16 protein-coding genes are annotated in these 18,452 nt (G+C 34.7%); 14 read left to right on the top strand and 2 right to left on the bottom strand.

Going from position 1 to position 18,452, the window contains the following annotated elements; translation table 11 throughout:
• The first annotated feature begins 128 nt into the window (after positions 1–128).
• The 13 genes from Q0X02_RS04060 to sufU all read left to right on the top strand — a co-directional run bounded on the left by Q0X02_RS04060 (position 129) and on the right by sufU (position 14,496).
• On the top strand, positions 129–1,787 hold the full coding sequence (locus Q0X02_RS04060) for a formate--tetrahydrofolate ligase (RefSeq protein WP_297811943.1): 1,659 nt from the start codon (positions 129–131) through the stop codon (positions 1,785–1,787).
• A 157-nt stretch (positions 1,788–1,944) separates the two neighbouring features.
• Positions 1,945–3,042, top strand: coding sequence for a glycine cleavage system aminomethyltransferase GcvT (gene gcvT / locus Q0X02_RS04055; RefSeq protein WP_366094003.1), 1,098 nt, complete (start codon positions 1,945–1,947; stop codon positions 3,040–3,042).
• 12 nt (positions 3,043–3,054) lie between these two features.
• Positions 3,055–3,435: a glycine cleavage system protein GcvH gene (gene gcvH / locus Q0X02_RS04050; protein WP_297811938.1), complete on the top strand. Its 381-nt coding sequence runs from the start codon at positions 3,055–3,057 to the stop codon at positions 3,433–3,435.
• Positions 3,435–4,781: an aminomethyl-transferring glycine dehydrogenase subunit GcvPA gene (gcvPA, locus tag Q0X02_RS04045; protein WP_297811935.1), complete on the top strand. Its 1,347-nt coding sequence runs from the start codon at positions 3,435–3,437 to the stop codon at positions 4,779–4,781. The genes gcvH and gcvPA overlap by 1 nt, the downstream gene beginning before the upstream one ends.
• 1 nt (position 4,782) lies before the next feature.
• A complete protein-coding gene (gene gcvPB / locus Q0X02_RS04040; RefSeq protein ID WP_297811933.1) occupies positions 4,783–6,237 on the top strand; it encodes an aminomethyl-transferring glycine dehydrogenase subunit GcvPB in 1,455 nt (484 codons plus the stop codon).
• Positions 6,237–7,646: a dihydrolipoyl dehydrogenase gene (gene lpdA / locus Q0X02_RS04035; protein ID WP_297811930.1), complete on the top strand. Its 1,410-nt coding sequence runs from the start codon at positions 6,237–6,239 to the stop codon at positions 7,644–7,646. Before gcvPB ends, lpdA begins: the two co-directional genes overlap by 1 nt.
• 176 nt (positions 7,647–7,822) lie before the next feature.
• Positions 7,823–9,034, top strand: coding sequence for a S1C family serine protease (locus Q0X02_RS04030; RefSeq protein WP_297811927.1), 1,212 nt, complete (start codon positions 7,823–7,825; stop codon positions 9,032–9,034).
• Between the two features lie 169 nt (positions 9,035–9,203).
• The gene (locus Q0X02_RS04025; protein WP_297811924.1) at positions 9,204–9,482 is read left to right on the top strand and encodes a hypothetical protein; all 279 of its coding nucleotides are present in this window, start codon (positions 9,204–9,206) and stop codon (positions 9,480–9,482) included.
• Between the two features lie 111 nt (positions 9,483–9,593).
• Positions 9,594–10,343 carry a Fe-S cluster assembly ATPase SufC gene (gene sufC, locus Q0X02_RS04020; protein WP_297811921.1) on the top strand — a complete coding sequence of 250 codons (750 nt, stop codon included), beginning with the start codon at positions 9,594–9,596 and terminating at the stop codon, positions 10,341–10,343.
• Entirely contained in the window at positions 10,343–11,755 is a 1,413-nt protein-coding gene (gene sufB, locus Q0X02_RS04015; RefSeq protein ID WP_297811917.1) for a Fe-S cluster assembly protein SufB, read from the top strand. Before sufC ends, sufB begins: the two co-directional genes overlap by 1 nt.
• Before the next feature lie 9 nt (positions 11,756–11,764).
• The gene (locus Q0X02_RS04010) at positions 11,765–12,814 is read left to right on the top strand and encodes a SufD family Fe-S cluster assembly protein (protein ID WP_297811914.1); all 1,050 of its coding nucleotides are present in this window, start codon (positions 11,765–11,767) and stop codon (positions 12,812–12,814) included.
• Positions 12,804–14,054, top strand: a complete 1,251-nt coding sequence (locus Q0X02_RS04005) for a SufS family cysteine desulfurase (protein WP_297811911.1) — start codon at positions 12,804–12,806, stop codon at positions 14,052–14,054. Before Q0X02_RS04010 ends, Q0X02_RS04005 begins: the two co-directional genes overlap by 11 nt.
• Complete coding sequence (gene sufU / locus Q0X02_RS04000; RefSeq protein ID WP_297811908.1) at positions 14,041–14,496, top strand: Fe-S cluster assembly sulfur transfer protein SufU; 456 nt, start codon at positions 14,041–14,043, stop codon at positions 14,494–14,496. The genes Q0X02_RS04005 and sufU overlap by 14 nt, the downstream gene beginning before the upstream one ends.
• A 118-nt stretch (positions 14,497–14,614) precedes the next feature.
• Here the strand turns inward: sufU and Q0X02_RS03995 are convergent, their stop codons facing one another.
• Positions 14,615–15,850: a 2,3-bisphosphoglycerate-independent phosphoglycerate mutase gene (locus Q0X02_RS03995; RefSeq protein ID WP_297811905.1), complete on the bottom strand. Its 1,236-nt coding sequence runs from the start codon at positions 15,848–15,850 to the stop codon at positions 14,615–14,617.
• Positions 15,851–15,869: 19 nt separating this feature from the next.
• Positions 15,870–17,321: a DASS family sodium-coupled anion symporter gene (locus tag Q0X02_RS03990; protein WP_297811902.1), complete on the bottom strand. Its 1,452-nt coding sequence runs from the start codon at positions 17,319–17,321 to the stop codon at positions 15,870–15,872.
• A 130-nt stretch (positions 17,322–17,451) separates the two neighbouring features.
• On the opposite strand from Q0X02_RS03990, the gene Q0X02_RS03985 reads away from it, so the two are divergent.
• Entirely contained in the window at positions 17,452–18,345 is an 894-nt protein-coding gene (locus Q0X02_RS03985) for a LysR family transcriptional regulator (RefSeq protein ID WP_297811900.1), read from the top strand.
• Positions 18,346–18,452: the final 107 nt, after the last annotated feature.

The raw sequence follows: 18,452 nt of genomic DNA, 5'->3' as shown, positions 1-18,452 counted from the left end.
AATTGATAATAATTATCAAAAACATTGAAAATTTTTTTGGTTTTTGTTATTATTTACCTGAGGGAGGGTATAAATATATTAGTGGTTATTAATATAACAACTTATTAAAAAAATTGGAGGTAATGTGAATGGCTACAGATGTAGAAATCGCTCAAAAAGCGAAGTTGGAAAAAATCAGTGTTATTGCTGAAAAAATGGGATTATCTGAAGAAGATTATGAACAATACGGTAGATACAAAGCAAAATTAGATTTAAATCTTTTTGAAAAAAACAAAGACAAAAAAGATGGAAAATTGATTTTGATGACAAGTATCAACCCAACACCTACAGGTGAAGGTAAAACAACAGTTAATGTTGGATTAGCAATGGGTCTTAACAAAATTGGCAAAAACGCTATTTCTGTTTTAAGAGAACCATCACTAGGACCTAACTTTGGTATGAAAGGTGGAGCAGCCGGCGGTGGATATGCACAAGTAGTTCCAATGGACGAAATTAATATGCATTTTACTGGTGACTTCCATGCAATCACTACTGCAAACAATTTAATTTGTGCAATGATGGATAACCACATTCATCAAGGAAACGAATTAAAAATAGATACAAAACAAATCTTAATAAAAAGATGTATGGACATGAATGAACGTGAATTGAGAGATATCATCATTGGCGTTGGAGCTAAAGGAAACGGAGTTATGCGTCAAGACGGATTCGAAATCACAGTTGCAAGCGAAATCATGGCTATATTGTGTCTTGCAAAAGATTTGAAAGATTTGAAAGAAAGAGTTGGAAACATTTTAATCGCTTTCAACACAGACGGACAACCAGTTTACGCAAGAGATATAAAGGCAGACGGAGCAGTAGCTTTAATTATGAAAGAAGCTATCAAACCTAACCTTGTTCAAACATTAGAACACACTCCTGCAATCATTCATGGTGGACCATTCGCCAATATCGCTCACGGATGTAACTCACTAATTGCTACAAAATTAGGATTGAAATTAGGCGACTACGTAGTTACAGAAGCGGGATTCGGCGCTGACTTAGGAGCTGAAAAATTCTTCGACATTAAATGTAGAAATGACCTTCACCCAAATATGGTATGTATCGTAGCTACAATTAAAGCTTTGAAACACCACGGGGAAGCTGAAGACTATAAAGTAGAAAACGTTGAAGCTTTGGAAAAAGGATACGCTAACCTTAAACGTCACATCGAAAATATGAGAAAGTTCAAAGTTCCAGTAGTTGTAGCAATCAACAGATTCGCAACAGATACTGATGCTGAAATCAAGAAATTAACTGAATTGGTTGAAGCAGATGGAACTAAAGCGATATTCTGTGATGTTTGGGCAAAAGGTGGAGAAGGTGCAATCGAATTAGCTCAATACGTTGTAGACAAAACAAAAGAAGAAAACGAATTTGAATTCCTTTATGACCTTGAATTGCCAATCAAAGAAAAGATTGAAAAGATTGCAAAAGAAATCTACAGAGCAGACGGCGTAGAATTTAGTGCAAAAGCTAAGAAAAAATTAAAACAAATCAAAGAATTAGGCTTGGACAACTATCCAGTATGTATGGCAAAAACACAATATTCATTCTCTGATAACAAGAAATTAATCGGAGCTCCAACTGGATTTACAATCACAGTAAGTGATTTCAAAATCTCAAGAGGTGCAGGATTTGTCGTAGCGTTGTTAGGCTCAGTAATGACAATGCCAGGATTGCCAAAAGTTCCATCAGCAGAAAAATGCGACGTATTAGATGATGGTTCAATTGTAGGTTTATTCTAGTAATAAACAGAATGTAAATTTAAAAAAAAGAGCCTGGATTGGTTTGTTTATGAATTAAAAAAATTCAGGCTCATTATTTAATCTAAAAATAAATTTTGTTACAAAAATAATAAGATTTATGGTAGAATAATTATGAAAAGGATTATGAGTAAAGGAGATGCTTATGAGTAAGAAAACTCCTCTATATGAGGAACATCAAAAATTAGGTGGAAAAATCGTTGACTTCGCAGGATTTTTACTACCAGTTGATTATGAAGGATTGCAAGCAGAACACGAAACAGTAAGAAATAACGTTGGTCTATTCGATGTTAGTCACATGGGTGAATTTACTGTAAAAGGAAAAGATGCTTTGAAATTCATCAATTATGTTTGTACAAACAATTATACTGATTGTAAAGAAGGACAAATTCAATACTCACTATTATTGAACGAAAATGGTGGAATGGTTGATGACTTGTTAGTTTACAAAAACAATGATGAAGATTTCTTGATGGTTCCAAACGCTGCTAACACAGAAAAAGATTTCAATCATATCTCTAAATACTTGGATAAATTCGATGTTGAATTAAAAAATATTAGCGACACTGTTGGTGAAATCGCTATTCAAGGTCCTAAAGCTGAAGAATTATTACAAAGATTAGTTGATTATGACTTATCTAAGATTGAATACTATCACTTTGTAAAAAATGTTAAATTTAAAGAATACGAAGTTTTAGTTTCAAGAACTGGTTACACTGGTGAAGATGGATTTGAAGTTTACTCAACTCCTGAAGCAACAGTAGCTTTATGGGATGCGTTACTAGAAAAAGGAAAAGACCTAGGAGTTAAACCATGTGGTCTTGGATGTAGAGATACATTGAGATTTGAAGCAGCAATGCCTTTGTATGGAAATGAACTTTCAGATGAGGTATCTCCACTAGAAGTTGGCTTAAAATTCGCTGTTAAAATGGATAAAGACGACTTCGTTGGTAAAGCAAAAACTCAAGAAAAAGTTGATGCTGGACTTAAGAAGAAACTTATTGGTATCGAAATGCAAAGCAAACGTATCGCAAGACAAGGTGCTGAAGTTCAAAAAGATGGAAAAACTATCGGTTATGTAACTACAGGTTATCTTTCTCCAACATTTGGAGTATGTTTAGCAAATGCATTTGTTGATAAATCAGCTGTAGCATTAGGTGATGAAGTTGATGTTATAATCAGAAACAAACCATCAAAAGCAACAGTTGTTAAAAGAAAATTTTTGGATAGAAGATAGGGGGAAAAGAAAATGGCAGAAGTAGCAAAAGATTTATTGTACACAAAAGATCATGAATGGGTTAAAAAAGACGGAGACGTTTATCAAATCGGTCTAGCAGATTATGCACAAGACAGTTTAGGAGACATCGTTTACGTTGAATTACCAGATGTTGATGATGAAATTGATGCAGAAGATTCTGTAGCAAGCGTTGAATCTGTAAAGGCAGCTTCAGAAGTTTACACTCCATTTGCTTGTACAGTAGTAGAAGCTAATGAAGAATTAGACGATGAACCTGGCAATATCAACAAAGCACCATATGAATGCTGGATTGCTAAGGTTAAATTCGAAGACTTTGATGAATCTAAGTTAATGAATGCTGATGAATACGAAAAATTCTTAGGTGAATTATAATGTATCCATACATCTCAATTACTGAAAAAGAAATTGAGGAAATGCTAAAAGTAATTGGCATTTCCTCTCTTGAAGAACTATATTCAGATGTCCCTGAAAATGTTCAATTTAAAGGCGAATTAAACATACCAAAAGCAAAAAGTGAAGAAGAAGTAAGAAAATATTTCAAAGACATTTTTGCTAAGAATGTTTCTACTGATGACAAGGTTTGTTTCTTAGGTGGTGGAGCTTATGATAGATATGTTCCATCTGTTATTCCAGCTATGGTAAGCAGAGGAGAATTTCTTACTTCATATACACCATATCAACCAGAAATAAGCCAAGGTACTCTATCATATATTTTCGAATATCAAACAATGATGGCAAGCTTAACTGGTATGCCAGTATCTAACGCTTCTTTGTATGATGGCGGAACAGCTATTGCAGAAGCAGCGTTGATGACTATCCAAAAGTCTAAAAAATCTAAAATTTTATGTACAAATACAATTAATCCTTCATCAAAAGAAATCTTAATGACATATTGTCACGACAGAAATGTTGAAGTTGAATTTGTACCAATGAAAGATTTACTAACAGATATGGACGAATTGGAAAAAATGATGACTGATGAAGTTGGTACAGTTATCGTTCAATCTCCAAACTATTACGGATATATCGAAGATGTAAAAAAATTCGAAGAATTGACTCACTCAATCAAGAAAAACTACTTGATTATGTCAGCAGATCCAATGAGCTTAGGTTTATTGAAGAAACCTGCTGAATACAATGTTGACGTTGTTGTTGGTGAAGCTCAACAATTCGGAGTTAACTTGCAATATGGTGGACCTTATTTGGGATATATGTGCTTTACTGATGAATTTGTTAGAAAATTCCCTGGTCGTGTAGTTGGTCAAACGACTGATGAAGATGGCAAGAGGTCTTTCGTTTTAACATTGTCTGCAAGAGAACAACATATTAAACGTGATAGAGCAACTTCAAATATCTGTTCAAACCAAGGTGTTAACTTACTTGCTGCAAGTATTTATTTATCACTTCTCGGCAAAACAGGTATAAAAGAAGTAGCAACTCAATCATTACAAAAAGCACACTATTTATTTGATGAGTTGAAGAAGATAGACAAAGTTAAAGTTCTTAGTGAAAAACCATTCTTTGATGAGTTCACTATTGGTTTCGATAAAGATACTGAAGAAGTTAAGAAAGCTTTATTCGATAAAGGATTCTTGGCAGGAATTAGCATTAAAGAAGCTACTGATGGATGTGGCAATGGTTTAATTATTGCTGTAACAGAAAAGAGAACAAAAGAAGAAATGGACAATTTTGTAGCAGCAGTTAAGGAGGTATTATAATATGGCTTACAACAAGTTAATATTTGAATTATCACAACCAGGTAGAACTGGATATAAACTTCCTGAATTAGACGTACAAGTAAAAGATAACTTAATTCCTGAAGAATTTTTATCAAAAGAAGAATTAGATTTACCAGAAGTTAGTGAAGTCGATGTAGTTCGTCACTATACTAACCTTTCAAATCTAAACTTCGGCGTAGATACAGGAATGTATCCATTAGGTTCTTGTACAATGAAGTACAACCCTAAAATAAATGAAGAAATTGTTGCAAATCCAAAATTTGCTCATCTTCACCCAAAACAAGATGATTACCAAGTACAAGGTGCTTTGGAAGCAATGTACACTTTACAAAAATCACTTTGTGAAGTAGCTGGAATGGATTATATGACATTGCAACCAGCAGCAGGTGCTCATGGTGAAATCACAGCTATTACAATTTTTAAGAAATACCACGAAGTAAATGGCCATTCAGAAAAGAACGAAATAATCGTTCCAGACTCTGCTCACGGTACTAACCCAGCAACAGCTGCAATGGCAGGATACAAAGTAGTAGAAGTAAAATCAAATGCCAATGGTGTAGTTGACGTTGAAGATTTGAAGAAGGTTGTAAACGAAAAAACAGCTGGTTTGATGTTAACTAACCCTAACACATTAGGTTTGTTCGAAACAAAAATTAAAGAAATAGCTGAGATAGTTCACGAAGCTGGCGGACTTCTATACTATGATGGAGCAAATGCCAATGCCATTTTAGGACAAGTTAGACCTGGGGATATGGGATTCGATGCAATCCACTTCAATGTTCACAAATCATTCTCTACACCACACGGTGGTGGAGGTCCAGGTGCAGGTCCTGTTGGTGTTAAGAAATTCTTGAGAGAATTTTTGCCTAAACCAATCGTAGAAAAAGATGGCGACAAATATTTCTTAGACTACAACTTAGAACATTCAATTGGTAGAATGAAAGATTTCCAAGGTCATTTTGGAGTATTAATGAGATCGTTGACTTATATTCTATCAATGGGTTGTGATGGATTGAAATGTGCATCTACTACAGCTGTACTAAACGCAAACTATCTACAAGCTCAATTAAAAGACGATTACAACTTACCACATGATTTTATCTGCAAACACGAATTTGTATTAGGCGGATTGAAGGATGATTGTGATGGACAAGTTAAGACTTTGGATGTAGCTAAGAGACTGTTAGATATGGGATTCCATCCACCAACAGTATACTTCCCATTAATCGTTCACGAAGCATTAATGGTAGAGCCTACTGAAACTGAACCAAAACAAACTCTTGATGCTTTTGTTGCTGCTATGAAACAAATTGCACAAGAAGCTAGAGAAAATAAGGATATATTATTGAATGCTCCTACTACAACTGTTGTCAGAAGACCAGATGAAACAGAAGCTGCTAAGAATTTAATATTGACTTACAAAAAAGGAGAATAATGACTAAAGATATCATTATTATCGGCGCTGGACCTGGTGGCTATGAAACAGCCATCAGGGCATGCCAGCTCGGTTTAAATGTAACTTTAATCGAAAAGGCTGAAGTAGGTGGTACATGCTTGAACAGAGGATGTATACCTACTAAAACTTTATGGAAGATAGCTGATTTGTACAAAGAAATTAAAGAATCAGAGACTTTTGGAATTGAAGTTAACGACCACAAATTATTAGCCGATAAAATTAAACAAAGAAAAAAGGAAATTATCGAAAGACTTAGAAATGGTGTTGAATACCTTTTCAAAACTTACGATAATTTAACTTTTATTAGAGGCGAAGCGAGCTTTAAAGACAACAAAACTGTAGTTGTCAAAACGAATGAAGGCGAAACAAAAGAACTTTCAGCCGATAAAATTATTATCGCTACGGGTTCTAAAGATTACAAGCCATCTAATATTGAAGGAATAAACAACGAAAAAGTTATTACTTCTACTGGACTATTGGAATTGGAAGAAATTCCAAAATCTATGATTGTCATTGGAACTGGCGTTATAGGAATGGAGTTTGCATCAATTTATTCTCAATTTGGAACAGAGGTAACAGTAGTAGGCAACAAACTTTTGAAGACTGAAGATGGCGAAATACAAAAAAGGTTAAAGTCTATTTTGAAAAGTGATACGCTTAAATTTGTTACTGGAGTGTATGCTAAAAAAATCGAAGAAGTAGATGGCAAACTTAAAGTCACTAGTCAAAAAGTTGGCAAAGATAAGTTTGAGGAAACTTATGCTGATTATGTTTTGGTTGCGAGTGGAAGAAGCAGCAACATTGACAATCTTGGAATTGAAAACACTGATATAAAAATTGAAAATAATTATGTAGTTGTCGATGAAAATTTCGAGACTAATGTTGAAGGCGTATATGCAATTGGCGATTGTGTTTACAAAAACACGCAACTTGCTCATGTTGCAAGTAACCAGGGCAAGAATCTTGTTCGTAAATTTGCGGGAAAAGATTTCAATATCAATTTGGATATAGTTCCAGCTGTTGTGTTCACGGTTCCAGAAATAGCATCTGTTGGAATTACTGAAGAAAAAGCTAAGGAACAAAACATAGATTATGTTACAAGCAAATTTATGTATCAAGCAAATGGAAAGGCATTGAGCTTGAATGCTACTGAAGGCTTTGTAAAAATTGTCGCAACTAAGGATTTATCAAAGATTTTGGGCTGTCATATAATCGGCCACGACGCATCAACTTTGATACATTTTGCAGCAATTGCAATGAACAATGACGTTGGTGTCGAAGGATTGTCAGCAATGATTTACGCTCACCCAACTATTAGCGAAGTGTTTATGGATTCCGTAGAACAATTGGAAGGTCTATCCATCAACACACCAAATTCAAACAATTAAAAGCGAATCCCCATTTTCAATTTGATTAAAGTTTAGTCAAATTGATGAGGGGATTTTTTAATGTCAACAAAAAGTCAAAACAGATGTTTGATTTTTCGTAATATTTAGCCCTAGTTTACTCACAGTTAAGACACAATTGAATGATAAATTATATTTAACAAGACGGAGGTGAGGATATGGATAGAAATCCGTACACTGATTACAATGAATATATAAGAAAAAGAAGAAAATTAAATGATGGATTAACTGAACGAAAAGTTTCGAATATGATAAAAGAAGAGGTCAAGAAAAATAGACCGAGGTTGGGTTGGTTAAAAGCAATTACGGTGTTTTTGCTGATTTATTCACTTGTTATGACTTATTTTGTGGCAAAAAATATTACTGGAATTACAGAAACTATAAATAAAAATGGAAATGTTCAAAGTAGTACGATATCGATAAAGAACAACAGCATTTCAACAGAAAATGCCGTAGCGAAAAAAGCAATAGATTCTGTTGTAGGTATTACTACGATTGGAGTTTCAGAAAATATGTTTCTTCAAGGAAGAGTTGTAGAGGGTGTTGGAAGTGGCGTTGTCGTTAGTAAGGATGGATATATATTGACAAACGCTCATGTCGTGCAAGATGGTAAGGCAGAAAAAATAGAAGTCCTTCTTACAAATGGCAAGAAATCACCTGCAAAATTATTGTGGTATGACACGACTCTTGACCTAGCTGTATTAAAAACTGATTTTAATGGTCTTAAACCTGTTGAGATGGGCGATAGCGATAAGGTTCAAATAGGCGACAAGGCGATTGCAATCGGAAATCCTCTTGGACTTGATTTACAATCGACATTGACAAGCGGATATATTTCTGGAAAAGATAGAACAATTACTTTGCAAAATGGTCTTCAAATGGATGGTTTGATGCAAACAGATGCTGCTATAAATTCTGGTAACAGTGGTGGCGGATTGTTTGACCAAGAAGGTAAATTGATTGGGATAAATACTGCGAAGGCATCGGCTGAAGGAATTGGTTTTACGATTCCGATTAATGTTGCAAAATCCATCGTAGATAATATTGTCAGCGGAGGTTCATTTGAGGGCGTCAAGCTTGGAATAAGTGGCGTTGATGTGAAGACTTTCCAACAAGCTACTGGTCAAAAATTAACTATTGATAGTGGAATTTATGTAGTTGAAGTTGTAAGAGGTTCTTCAGCGCAAAAAGCGGGTGTCACTAAAGGAGATATCATTACAAAAGTCAACGGCAAAAAAATCAATACGATGAGTTCGTTGAAGAAAACACTTCTTGAAGTTAGACCTAAACAAAAAGGAAAAATCACAGTTTACAGAGATGGTGTTTCAAAAGATTTGGATATAGAATTTAGCACATTAGAGCAAAAATAAGTTATCACGTTTTTTTCCTTCCTTAATTTACGTGAGATTATATATATTAGAAGCGACGGCTTTATGCTGTCGCTTTTAAAATGCACAAAATTTTGAAATATTTTATTAAAACTATTTACACAAGCGATTAATTAGTATAAAATATTCAAGAGTTGAGGAGGAGAATGATTTGAAACAAGTTTATTCAGTAAAAATGATTTTGAAATACAAGACAGATGTGTCGATTTTTGAAGAGAATATCGTTCTTTTTGAAATGGATAGTATTGATGAGTTAAAAGACAAATGCCTTGAATATGTTGATTTGATTCAAGATGATTTGAATGATTATGAATTTGTTGAATTGTATAGGATAGTCAATTGGAATTTATCAAATCAAAAATTTGATGCTTCGATGGATTTCAAAGAAGTTTATTCTGAGTTCATAGATGAGCAGGAAATAGTTTATTAAATCAGTAGGTTAATTAACAAAACTTAACTATTTTCGGTTTTTCGTGTATAATATAGTAGGACATAAAAACACTTACACATTCATATATTACATAACTGTAAGGAGGTTATTATGTCAAAAAATTTATTAACTATTAAAAACTTATCTGCTAAAGTAGGGGACAAACAGATATTAAACAACATAAATTTAAACATAAACTACGGTGAAGTTCACGTTATTATGGGACCAAATGGTTCTGGTAAGTCTACTTTAGCCAATGTAATCTTAAATAATCCAGAGTATGAAACAACTTCAGGCGATATTTTGCTTGATGGTGAAAGTATTATGGATTTGTCTACTGATAAGAGAGCCAAAAAAGGTATTTTTATGTCGTTCCAAAATCCAATGGAAGTTTCGGGCATTAGTGTGGAAAATTTCATCAGAAGTGCAAAAATTGCCAAGACTGATGAAAATATAGGATTCTTAGAATTCAGAGAAGAACTGGAAGATGAAATGGATATACTTGAATTTGATCATGGATATTCTTCCAGATATTTGAATGTCGGTTTTTCCGGTGGTGAAAAAAAGAAGAACGAAATTTTGCAAATGCTTATGCTGAAACCAAAATTGGCTATTCTCGATGAAACAGACTCAGGCCTTGATGTTGATGCGGTAAGAATTGTATCGAAGGGCGTAAAAGAGTTTTTGAATGAAAATAATTCTGTTATTGTCATTACTCACCACAAGGAAATCTTAAAAGAAGTTAAGCCGGATTTCGTTCATGTAATAATGGACGGCACTATTGTAAAAGAAGGTTCCAGCGAACTTCTAGACCAAATTGAAGAAAAAGGATTCAATTGGATTAGAGAAGAGGTGAAATAATGGCACCTAAAAAGAAGACTTATGTTGATGATATGGATAGAGGTATCTATGACATCAAGAACAAATTCACTTATAGAAAGAAAACAGAAGAAGGTTTGACTACTGATATTGTAAAGCAAATTTCTACTGAAAAAAATGAACCTAAGTGGATGTTAGAAAAAAGATTGGAAGCTCTTGATATTTTCTACAAATCAGAAGACCCTGAGTGGGGACCTGATTTGAGCGTTGTGGATATGGACAAGGTTACAACATATATTAGACCTGATGCTGACAAGAGTCATAATTGGAATGATGTTCCAGAAGACATTAGGGAAACTTTCGACAAGCTCGGTATTCAAGAAGCTGAAAAAGAAATGGTGTTAAGTGGTGTTGGTGCACAATACGACAGTGAGGTTGTGTATCACAACATTCAACAATCATTGATTGACCAAGGTGTTATCTACACTGATTTTGATACAGCACTTAAAAAATACGAAGATATAGTAAAAAAATATTTTGCCAAAGCGATTACGCCACGTCTTCACAAGTACGCGGCACTTCACTATGCCGTGTGGTCGGGTGGCTCTTTTGTTTACGTTCCAAAAGGAGTAGATGTAAAGATTCCTCTTCAAAGTTATTTCAGATTGAATGCTCCAGGAGCTGGTCAATTTGAGCATACAATGATTATTGTAGAAGACGACAGCTATTGTCATTTCATTGAAGGTTGTTCTGCACCAAAATACAATGCACTCAATGTACACGCAGGTGCTGTTGAGATTTTTGTTGGGGAAAATTCTACTTTGAGATTTTCTACAATTGAAAACTGGTCGCGTAATATGTACAATTTGAACTCCAAGAGAGCGATAATTGAAAAAAATGGCAAGGTAGAATGGGTTTCGGGTTCATTTGGCTCTGCGGTGTCGATGTTGTATCCTTCAAGTGTTTTAAAGGGTGAAGGTGCAAGTAGTGAATACACTGGTATTTCATTTGCAGGTCATGACCAAAACTTGGACACAGGTGCTGTTATGATTCATGCGGCTCCTCACACTACAAGCTATGTAAACAGCAAATCAATCTCTAAATCTGGAGGTATTAGTGTCTACAGAGGATTAGTAGATATAAAAGAAAACGCATTTGATTCAAAATCATCAGTAAGTTGTGAATCATTGATGCTAGATAATGAAAGCAGGTCAGATACAATTCCAGTTGTTAAAATAGCAAATAAAAATGTCGATTTGGGACACGAGGCATCTATTGGTAGGATAGATGACCAAGTTATTTTCTATTTGATGACAAGAGGTATTCCGGAAGAAGAAGCAAAGTCTATGGTAGTTCGTGGATTTGCTGAACCTATTGCAAAGGAATTGCCTATGGAATATGCGGTAGAGATGAATAATTTAATCAATCTTGAACTTGAAGGTAGCATAGGATAGGAGTTGTATATGGAACAAATTAAAGGAAATGTACTGGGATTTAAAACTTTCAAGTATTTGAAGGTCAACGAAACTGAAGTTAATATCCCTGATATAGATATAAAAGAATACAGAATGGAGTCTGACCCATTTGAACCAATAGAAAACAAAGATTTCGGAGTTTGCCAACAAGCTTTGGATTTGAATGAAAAATCAGGCAATCTATTCAAATTGTATAAGACTGAAGAAAATGAAGTAAAAGATTATGGAATTGTAGAGCTTGTAACTGATAGAGAGTATGATATATTGTTGGATACTCACAAGATTGTTGCTGAAAAAAATTCAAGTATAAAGGTCGTTATTGATTACAGAGATAACGACAAGAACAAAAAATTCAGAAGTTCAGTAATTGAAATCAATGCCAAGGAAAACAGCAATGTTCAAGTGTTTGTCGTTCAAACAGAAAAATACACGACAGCATTGGAATCTGTTATTTTGAATTTGGAGGACAATAGTCACGTGACGCTTAGCCAATACGAAATGGGAAGTCTTGATAATTTCGTCAATACAAAGGCTAATTTGAACGGCAAAAATTCCAACTTGGATATCAACAGCATCTACTTCACTCATGGTGAAAATTCGTTGAATATGTTGTATGAAATCAACCATTTCGGCGAACAATCTAAATCATCATGCGTTGTTAATGGCGCATTGAAGGGAAAATCATACAAGAATTTCAAATCGACGCTCGATTTCAAAAAAGGCTCTACGGGTTCGGCGGGAACCGAAGAAGAGTATGCTGTATTATTATCTGATGATGCAAAGAGCTTGTCAGTTCCAGTTTTGTTGTCAGGAGAAGATGACGTAATTGGAAATCACGCTGCTAGTGCCGGTAAGATAGACTCTGATATGTTGTTTTATATAATGAATCGTGCTATTTCACGAGAAGCCGCTGAAAGTATGATTGTAGAATCGAAATTCAGCGAATCATTAAATAAATTAGACAATCAGAACTTGGAGAACAAGTTGCTCAAATTTATAAGAAATAAAATGGCAAAGAGGGATTTGAATGCTAGATAGATTACAAGTTGAAGATATAAGAAAAGATTTCTTGTATCTAAACAAAGAATACAAAAACCCAATAGTGTATTTGGATAACGCAGCTACAAGCCAAAAACCGATTCAAGTAATTGACAGTGTTAGCGAATTTTACAAATACGAAAATGCAAATCCTCACAGGGGAGCTCACACTCTCAGCGTATTGGCAACAGATGTTTATGAATCTGGAAGAGCAAAAGTTTCTAAGTTCATAAATGCAAAAAAAACATCAGAAATAGTGTTTACTAGAAATACCACGGAATCTTTGAACTTGATAGCATATTCATACGCATACGAAAATTTAAAAGAAGATGATGAAATTGTAATTTCGATAATGGAACATCACAGCAATCTCGTAACTTGGCAAGAAGTATGCAAAAAAACAAAAGCGAAATTAAAATATTTGTATGTCGACAAACAAAATATGCAGTTGAACTTTGAAGATTTCAAGAAAACAATCACAGATAAGACGAAAATATTTTCGATAACACAAGCATCTAACGTCGTGGGAACTATGCCTGATGTTGAAAAAATGATTAAATACGTAAAATCAGTGAACAAAGACTGCATCTGCATAGTTGACTCTGCACAGTATATTCCACACAACAAAGTTGATGTTCAAAAATTAGGCTGCGACTTTCTCGCATTCTCTGGTCATAAAATGTTGAGCATAATGGGAGTTGGAATACTTTATGGAAGAGAAGAATTGTTAAATTCTATCAAGCCATTCTTGTATGGCGGAGATATGATTGAATATGTTTTCGAAGACAAAACATCTTATTTGCCATCACCCGGCAGATTTGAAGCAGGTACACAGGATGTCGGAGCGGTAAAATCATTGATTACAGCAATTGATTACATTGAAAAAATTGGAATTGACAATATAAGAGATTACGAAAAATCATTGATGGATTATGCTTACGATAAAATAAAAGAAAAATCCGACATTATTGACGTATACACAACGAGTAACCCTCACAGATCGCCCGTGCTCGATTTTAACTTCAAAGAAGCTCATCCACATGACGTTGCAAGCATTATGGATAGTTTCGGAATTGCAATCAGAAGCGGCCACCACTGTGCACAACCACTCCACAGATATTTGAAAACAAACTTCTCATGTAGAGCAAGTTTTGCATTTTATAATACATTTGAAGAAGTGGACTTTTTCATAGAACATCTTGAAGATGTAAGGAGATTGATGAGAATTGGAATTAGGTAGTTTATATACAGAATTAATATTAGAAAAAAGCAGGGATAAATCCAACAGACGTGAATTGGAACATCCGACACATTGCGAATTGGGGCATAACCCAAGCTGTGGAGATGAAATAACATTGCAACTAAATGTCGTTGGCGACACTATAGAAGACATCGCATACACTGGATTGGGCTGTGCAATATCACAAGCATCCACATCCATAATGTGTGATGTAGTCAAAGGAAAATCGACGACAGAAGCGATTGAGCTTTGCAATAAATTCATTTCCATGATAAAAGGAGAAATTACTGACCGAAAAGAATTGAAAGTTCTAAAAGATGCGGTGTGTTTTAAAAGCATATCTACACTTCCTGCGAGGGTAAAATGTGCAGTGCTTTCGTGGTACACACTAAAAGATATGTTGGAAAATGAAAAATCACAAGGCTCATTTATCCCAGACTAATATAAAACAAAATAGCTAGTAAATTTTAAACTGATGAAATGCGTGTTTCATCAGTTTTTTTATTGCACACAAAAGCCCCTCCATCCGTTTAACAGATTTTGGGGCTTATTTCAATGTTTTAGTTACCTTGTTTTTTTACTTTTTCTAAATAATCATAAAGTGTGTTTGATAAGTCTTTTCCTTTTATTCTTCCGAGCCCTCCGTAACTGCAGGAAATTTCATCGAATTTAGTTACTCTATCTTGTCTAATTCCAGGGCCTGCTATTAAAATTGGAACTGGATCGCCACTGTGTTCCATTCTCTCACAAGGTGTTGAGTGGTCGGCTGCGACCGAGATTATTGTGTTTTCCAAATTTGCTTCTAATAAAAGTCCGATAAATTTATCAAATACTTCAACTGCCTTAGATTTTTTCTCTGGATTTCCATCGTGTCCAAAGAGGTCTGTGGCTTTTAAATTTACTAGAACAAAATCGTGCTCTTTTAAGGCTTCTATCGTCATTTTTGCTTTTGCATAAACATCTGTGTCGATATTGCCTGTCATTGTGTCACTAGTTAGTGGAGTAAAACCAGCAAGGCGTGCAACTCCCAAAACCGTTCCTTCTGCAGCAACGCAGGCACCTTTTAGATTTAGTTTGTCAGAAATTTTTTCAATGTTTGGCATAATACCAGCTCCTCTTGTGAGTATGAAGTTAGCCGGCAAAAGTCCTTGATTAACCCTTTCTAAATTAACTGGGTGTTTTGATAAAATTTCATTTGCTTTTAGCAAAAATTTGTTTAAAATTTCAGCTGTGAATACCGATTCAGGCTTGTTGTCTTTTGATTTGCATTTTTTGTAGTCAACGTCAATTCCTGCGACTTTTGGATCGGTGTCTGTTATGTTTGAAGAAAGTCCAGGGCCTCTTAAAATTAAAACCGCTCTGTGTTCAGTCGCTTCTTTGAAGATGATTTTTATTCCGTCAATTTCTATTCCATTTAAAGATTCTGCTAATAAATTTGTGCTTTTTCTAATTCTTCCAGCTCTTCTGTCTACGACGCATAACTTATTATTTACAGTAGCGAAGTTGGATCTAAAAGCAACATCGCCAGCTTGAAGTTCAATTTCTCTTCCAAATGCTTCAATTGGTCCACGACCTGGATAGTCTTCTGGGCCATATCCAAACAAAATCATATGTCCGAGATCTGTGCCTATAGGAATACCAGCTCCGAGAACATCCATTATTCCTGTTGTGCCAGATGAAGCGAGTTTGTCCAAGTTCGGAGTAGAAGCGTATTCTAAAGGAGTTTTACCTCCTAATATTTCACATGGTCTGTCGCCGACTCCATCTGCGACAGCCAATACAACTTTTTTATTCATATATTCTCCTTAACAATGCTTAAAATATTAATTGATAATAAGTAAAATACATAATTGAAATAACTACTGAGCCGATGAAACAAGTTATCATACCTAGAGTCATCTCGTCTTTGACGTCGAAGTGACCTAGACTCAAATACAAGGCGTTGACCTTGGAGTGAGGTGGCAAGGTCAATGTGTAGGCTATTCCGAAAGAACAAGCCATTGCCAATGGTACAGGGTCAATGTTTAAAGACTTGGCCAAAGTTATGATTGTTGGAATCAAAATCGTAGCCCTGACTGTTTTTGTTGTAAAGATTAAGTGGCTGAAAATAGTTATAAATATAAGTATTACAGCGACAAGATTTGGATTCAAAGTGTTAAGGCCGATTTTTTCGACAAAGTTTTTGATGATAAAACTTGCCCCGCCTGATTCGTTAAAAGCATTTCCAATTGCATATGCACCGGAAGAAAATATCATTAGATTCCACTTTATGTTTGCTTGCTTCCAATCAATAACCCCAACTTTAGGGAGTAGGCAAAGAAGCATACTCAAAACTGCGGTTTGTTCAGTTGAAATGCTAAAACCAAACAACTTTTCTTGGTAATTACCAGTTGCCCAAGAAAGTAGGGTAAAAGCAAATATCAAAGCAGTTTTCTTTTCCGCCAAAGTCATAGGACCAAGCTCTTTTAATTGGTTTCTTAGAATTTCCTTAGTTGATTCGCCACCGATATTCAAATCAGCAATGTGATAAAGTTTATAGCCAATTAAAAATGATATTAAGCCTGTGATTATGGCTTGTGGCAATGCACCTAAAATCCAATCCATATATCCGAGATGCGCTCCGGTCATTTTATTGATAAATCCAACAGCTAGAAGCTGACTAGATGTTGCTGTTATAACCATAGAAGTTGCAAGATGGTTGTTCATAACTCCCTGCAAGGTCATAAGTTTTCCAAACTTACTCTCTCCAGGAACTTGCTTGTAGACTTCCAATAAAATCATAATTATTGGAGTGAGAAGCGCAGCCCTCGCACTGGTTGCTGGAATGAAAAAAGCGAGTATAAAATTAACTAACATCAAGGCAATGAGTGTGCCCTTTGGTGTTTTTCCAAACTTAGTTAGCATCGACAATGCCAAACGCTTGCCGAGATTTGTTTCATTAATCGCAGATGTCAATACAAACGCAGCTACCATTAGCCAAATAATATCATAACCTAAAGCTCCGAACGTTACTTTTTGTTTTTCAACTGCACCTATTAAAGGCAAAATTAAAATTCCAATTATCGAAGTTTGATAGATTGGAATTGGCTGAGCAACCCACATTATTAGAGCAAAGACAAAAACAGCAAGCGATTTTTGTGCTTCGGGGCTCATTCCCTTAGGAGTGGGCATCAACATTAGCGTAAAAAATAGAATTACAGCAATAACTCCACCTATTTTAGCACCAGTTGAGGCTCTTTTTTTACTTTCTGATGATTTCGTTTTCATAATTGTTATCAACCTTTCTAAATTTGTTACAATAATTATATTATACGAAAACCGATAACACAATTCTATTTTATTCTAATATTAATAACTATATGTTATAATAAAATCAGAAATCAAAAGAGGTGAACAAATGGATATCAGCAAATTAGAATCTTTTTTAGTTTTGGCAGAATGTAAAAGTTTTACGAAGACGGCAGAACTTAGGTACTTGTCTCAGCCGGCAATAAGCAAGCATATAGATAGTTTAGAACAAGAGTTGGGAGTGTTTTTGTTTGACAGAAATGGAAAAACTGTCAGCCTCACAATCCAAGGAAAGCATTTTATCAAATATGCAGAAGCAATTGTAAGAGTATATCAAAAATCCCAAGAACTTATCAGACAAATTGAAGACCTCAATCAGGGGACAATTTATTTTGGCTCTACAAACTTCATAGGAATTTATTTAATGCCCAAGTTTATAAAAATTTTTCAAGACAAGTACCCAAAAATTAATATAAATATGATTATAGGCTCATCAAAAGATTTATTCAAAAAATTAGAAAAAAAAGAAATCGAATTTGTTTTCTTATCCCATTATGTAAAGACGGATTCCAGCAAATATATTTCCAAACCTTTTTTTACAGATGAATTGGTGTTGATAGCAAGCACAAAAAATGAGCTATCAGAAAAAGTTATCTGTAACCTAGACGATTTGAAAGGACAAGTCCTAATCACTAAATCGCAAAGTTCTTCTCTATACAAATTTTTGGGTTCGTGTGTTGACGAGATAAAATTTAAAAAAGAAATTATAATAGACAACCAAGAAGCGATTAAAAAAGCAGTTGTTGAAGATGTTGGAGTTGCAATTATGTCGAAGAAATCAGTAAAGTTGGAAGAAGAGTCAGGTCTAATAAAATCGATAAAAATAAAAGACTGCGAATTGGAACGACAAATCAACCTTGTATATGACAAAAACCTCCACTTGACTCCCGCTGGACAGGCTTTTTTTGACATACTAGAAGACAATAAACAAACATTATTATAGTAATTCGTAAAATCTTAACAAGTTAGTATCAATTTTAAAAGAGATAACTCATTGACCTGAACCCCAAAATCCGGAATACGGATGGAGGGGTTTTTGTATGCCAAAAT

It is taken from the genome of uncultured Finegoldia sp. (assembly GCF_947252345.1).
Taxonomy (GTDB): Bacteria; Bacillota; Clostridia; order Tissierellales; family Peptoniphilaceae; genus Finegoldia.
Note: the sequence above shows the minus strand (reverse complement) of the source record. Positions and strands in the feature narration are given on the sequence as shown.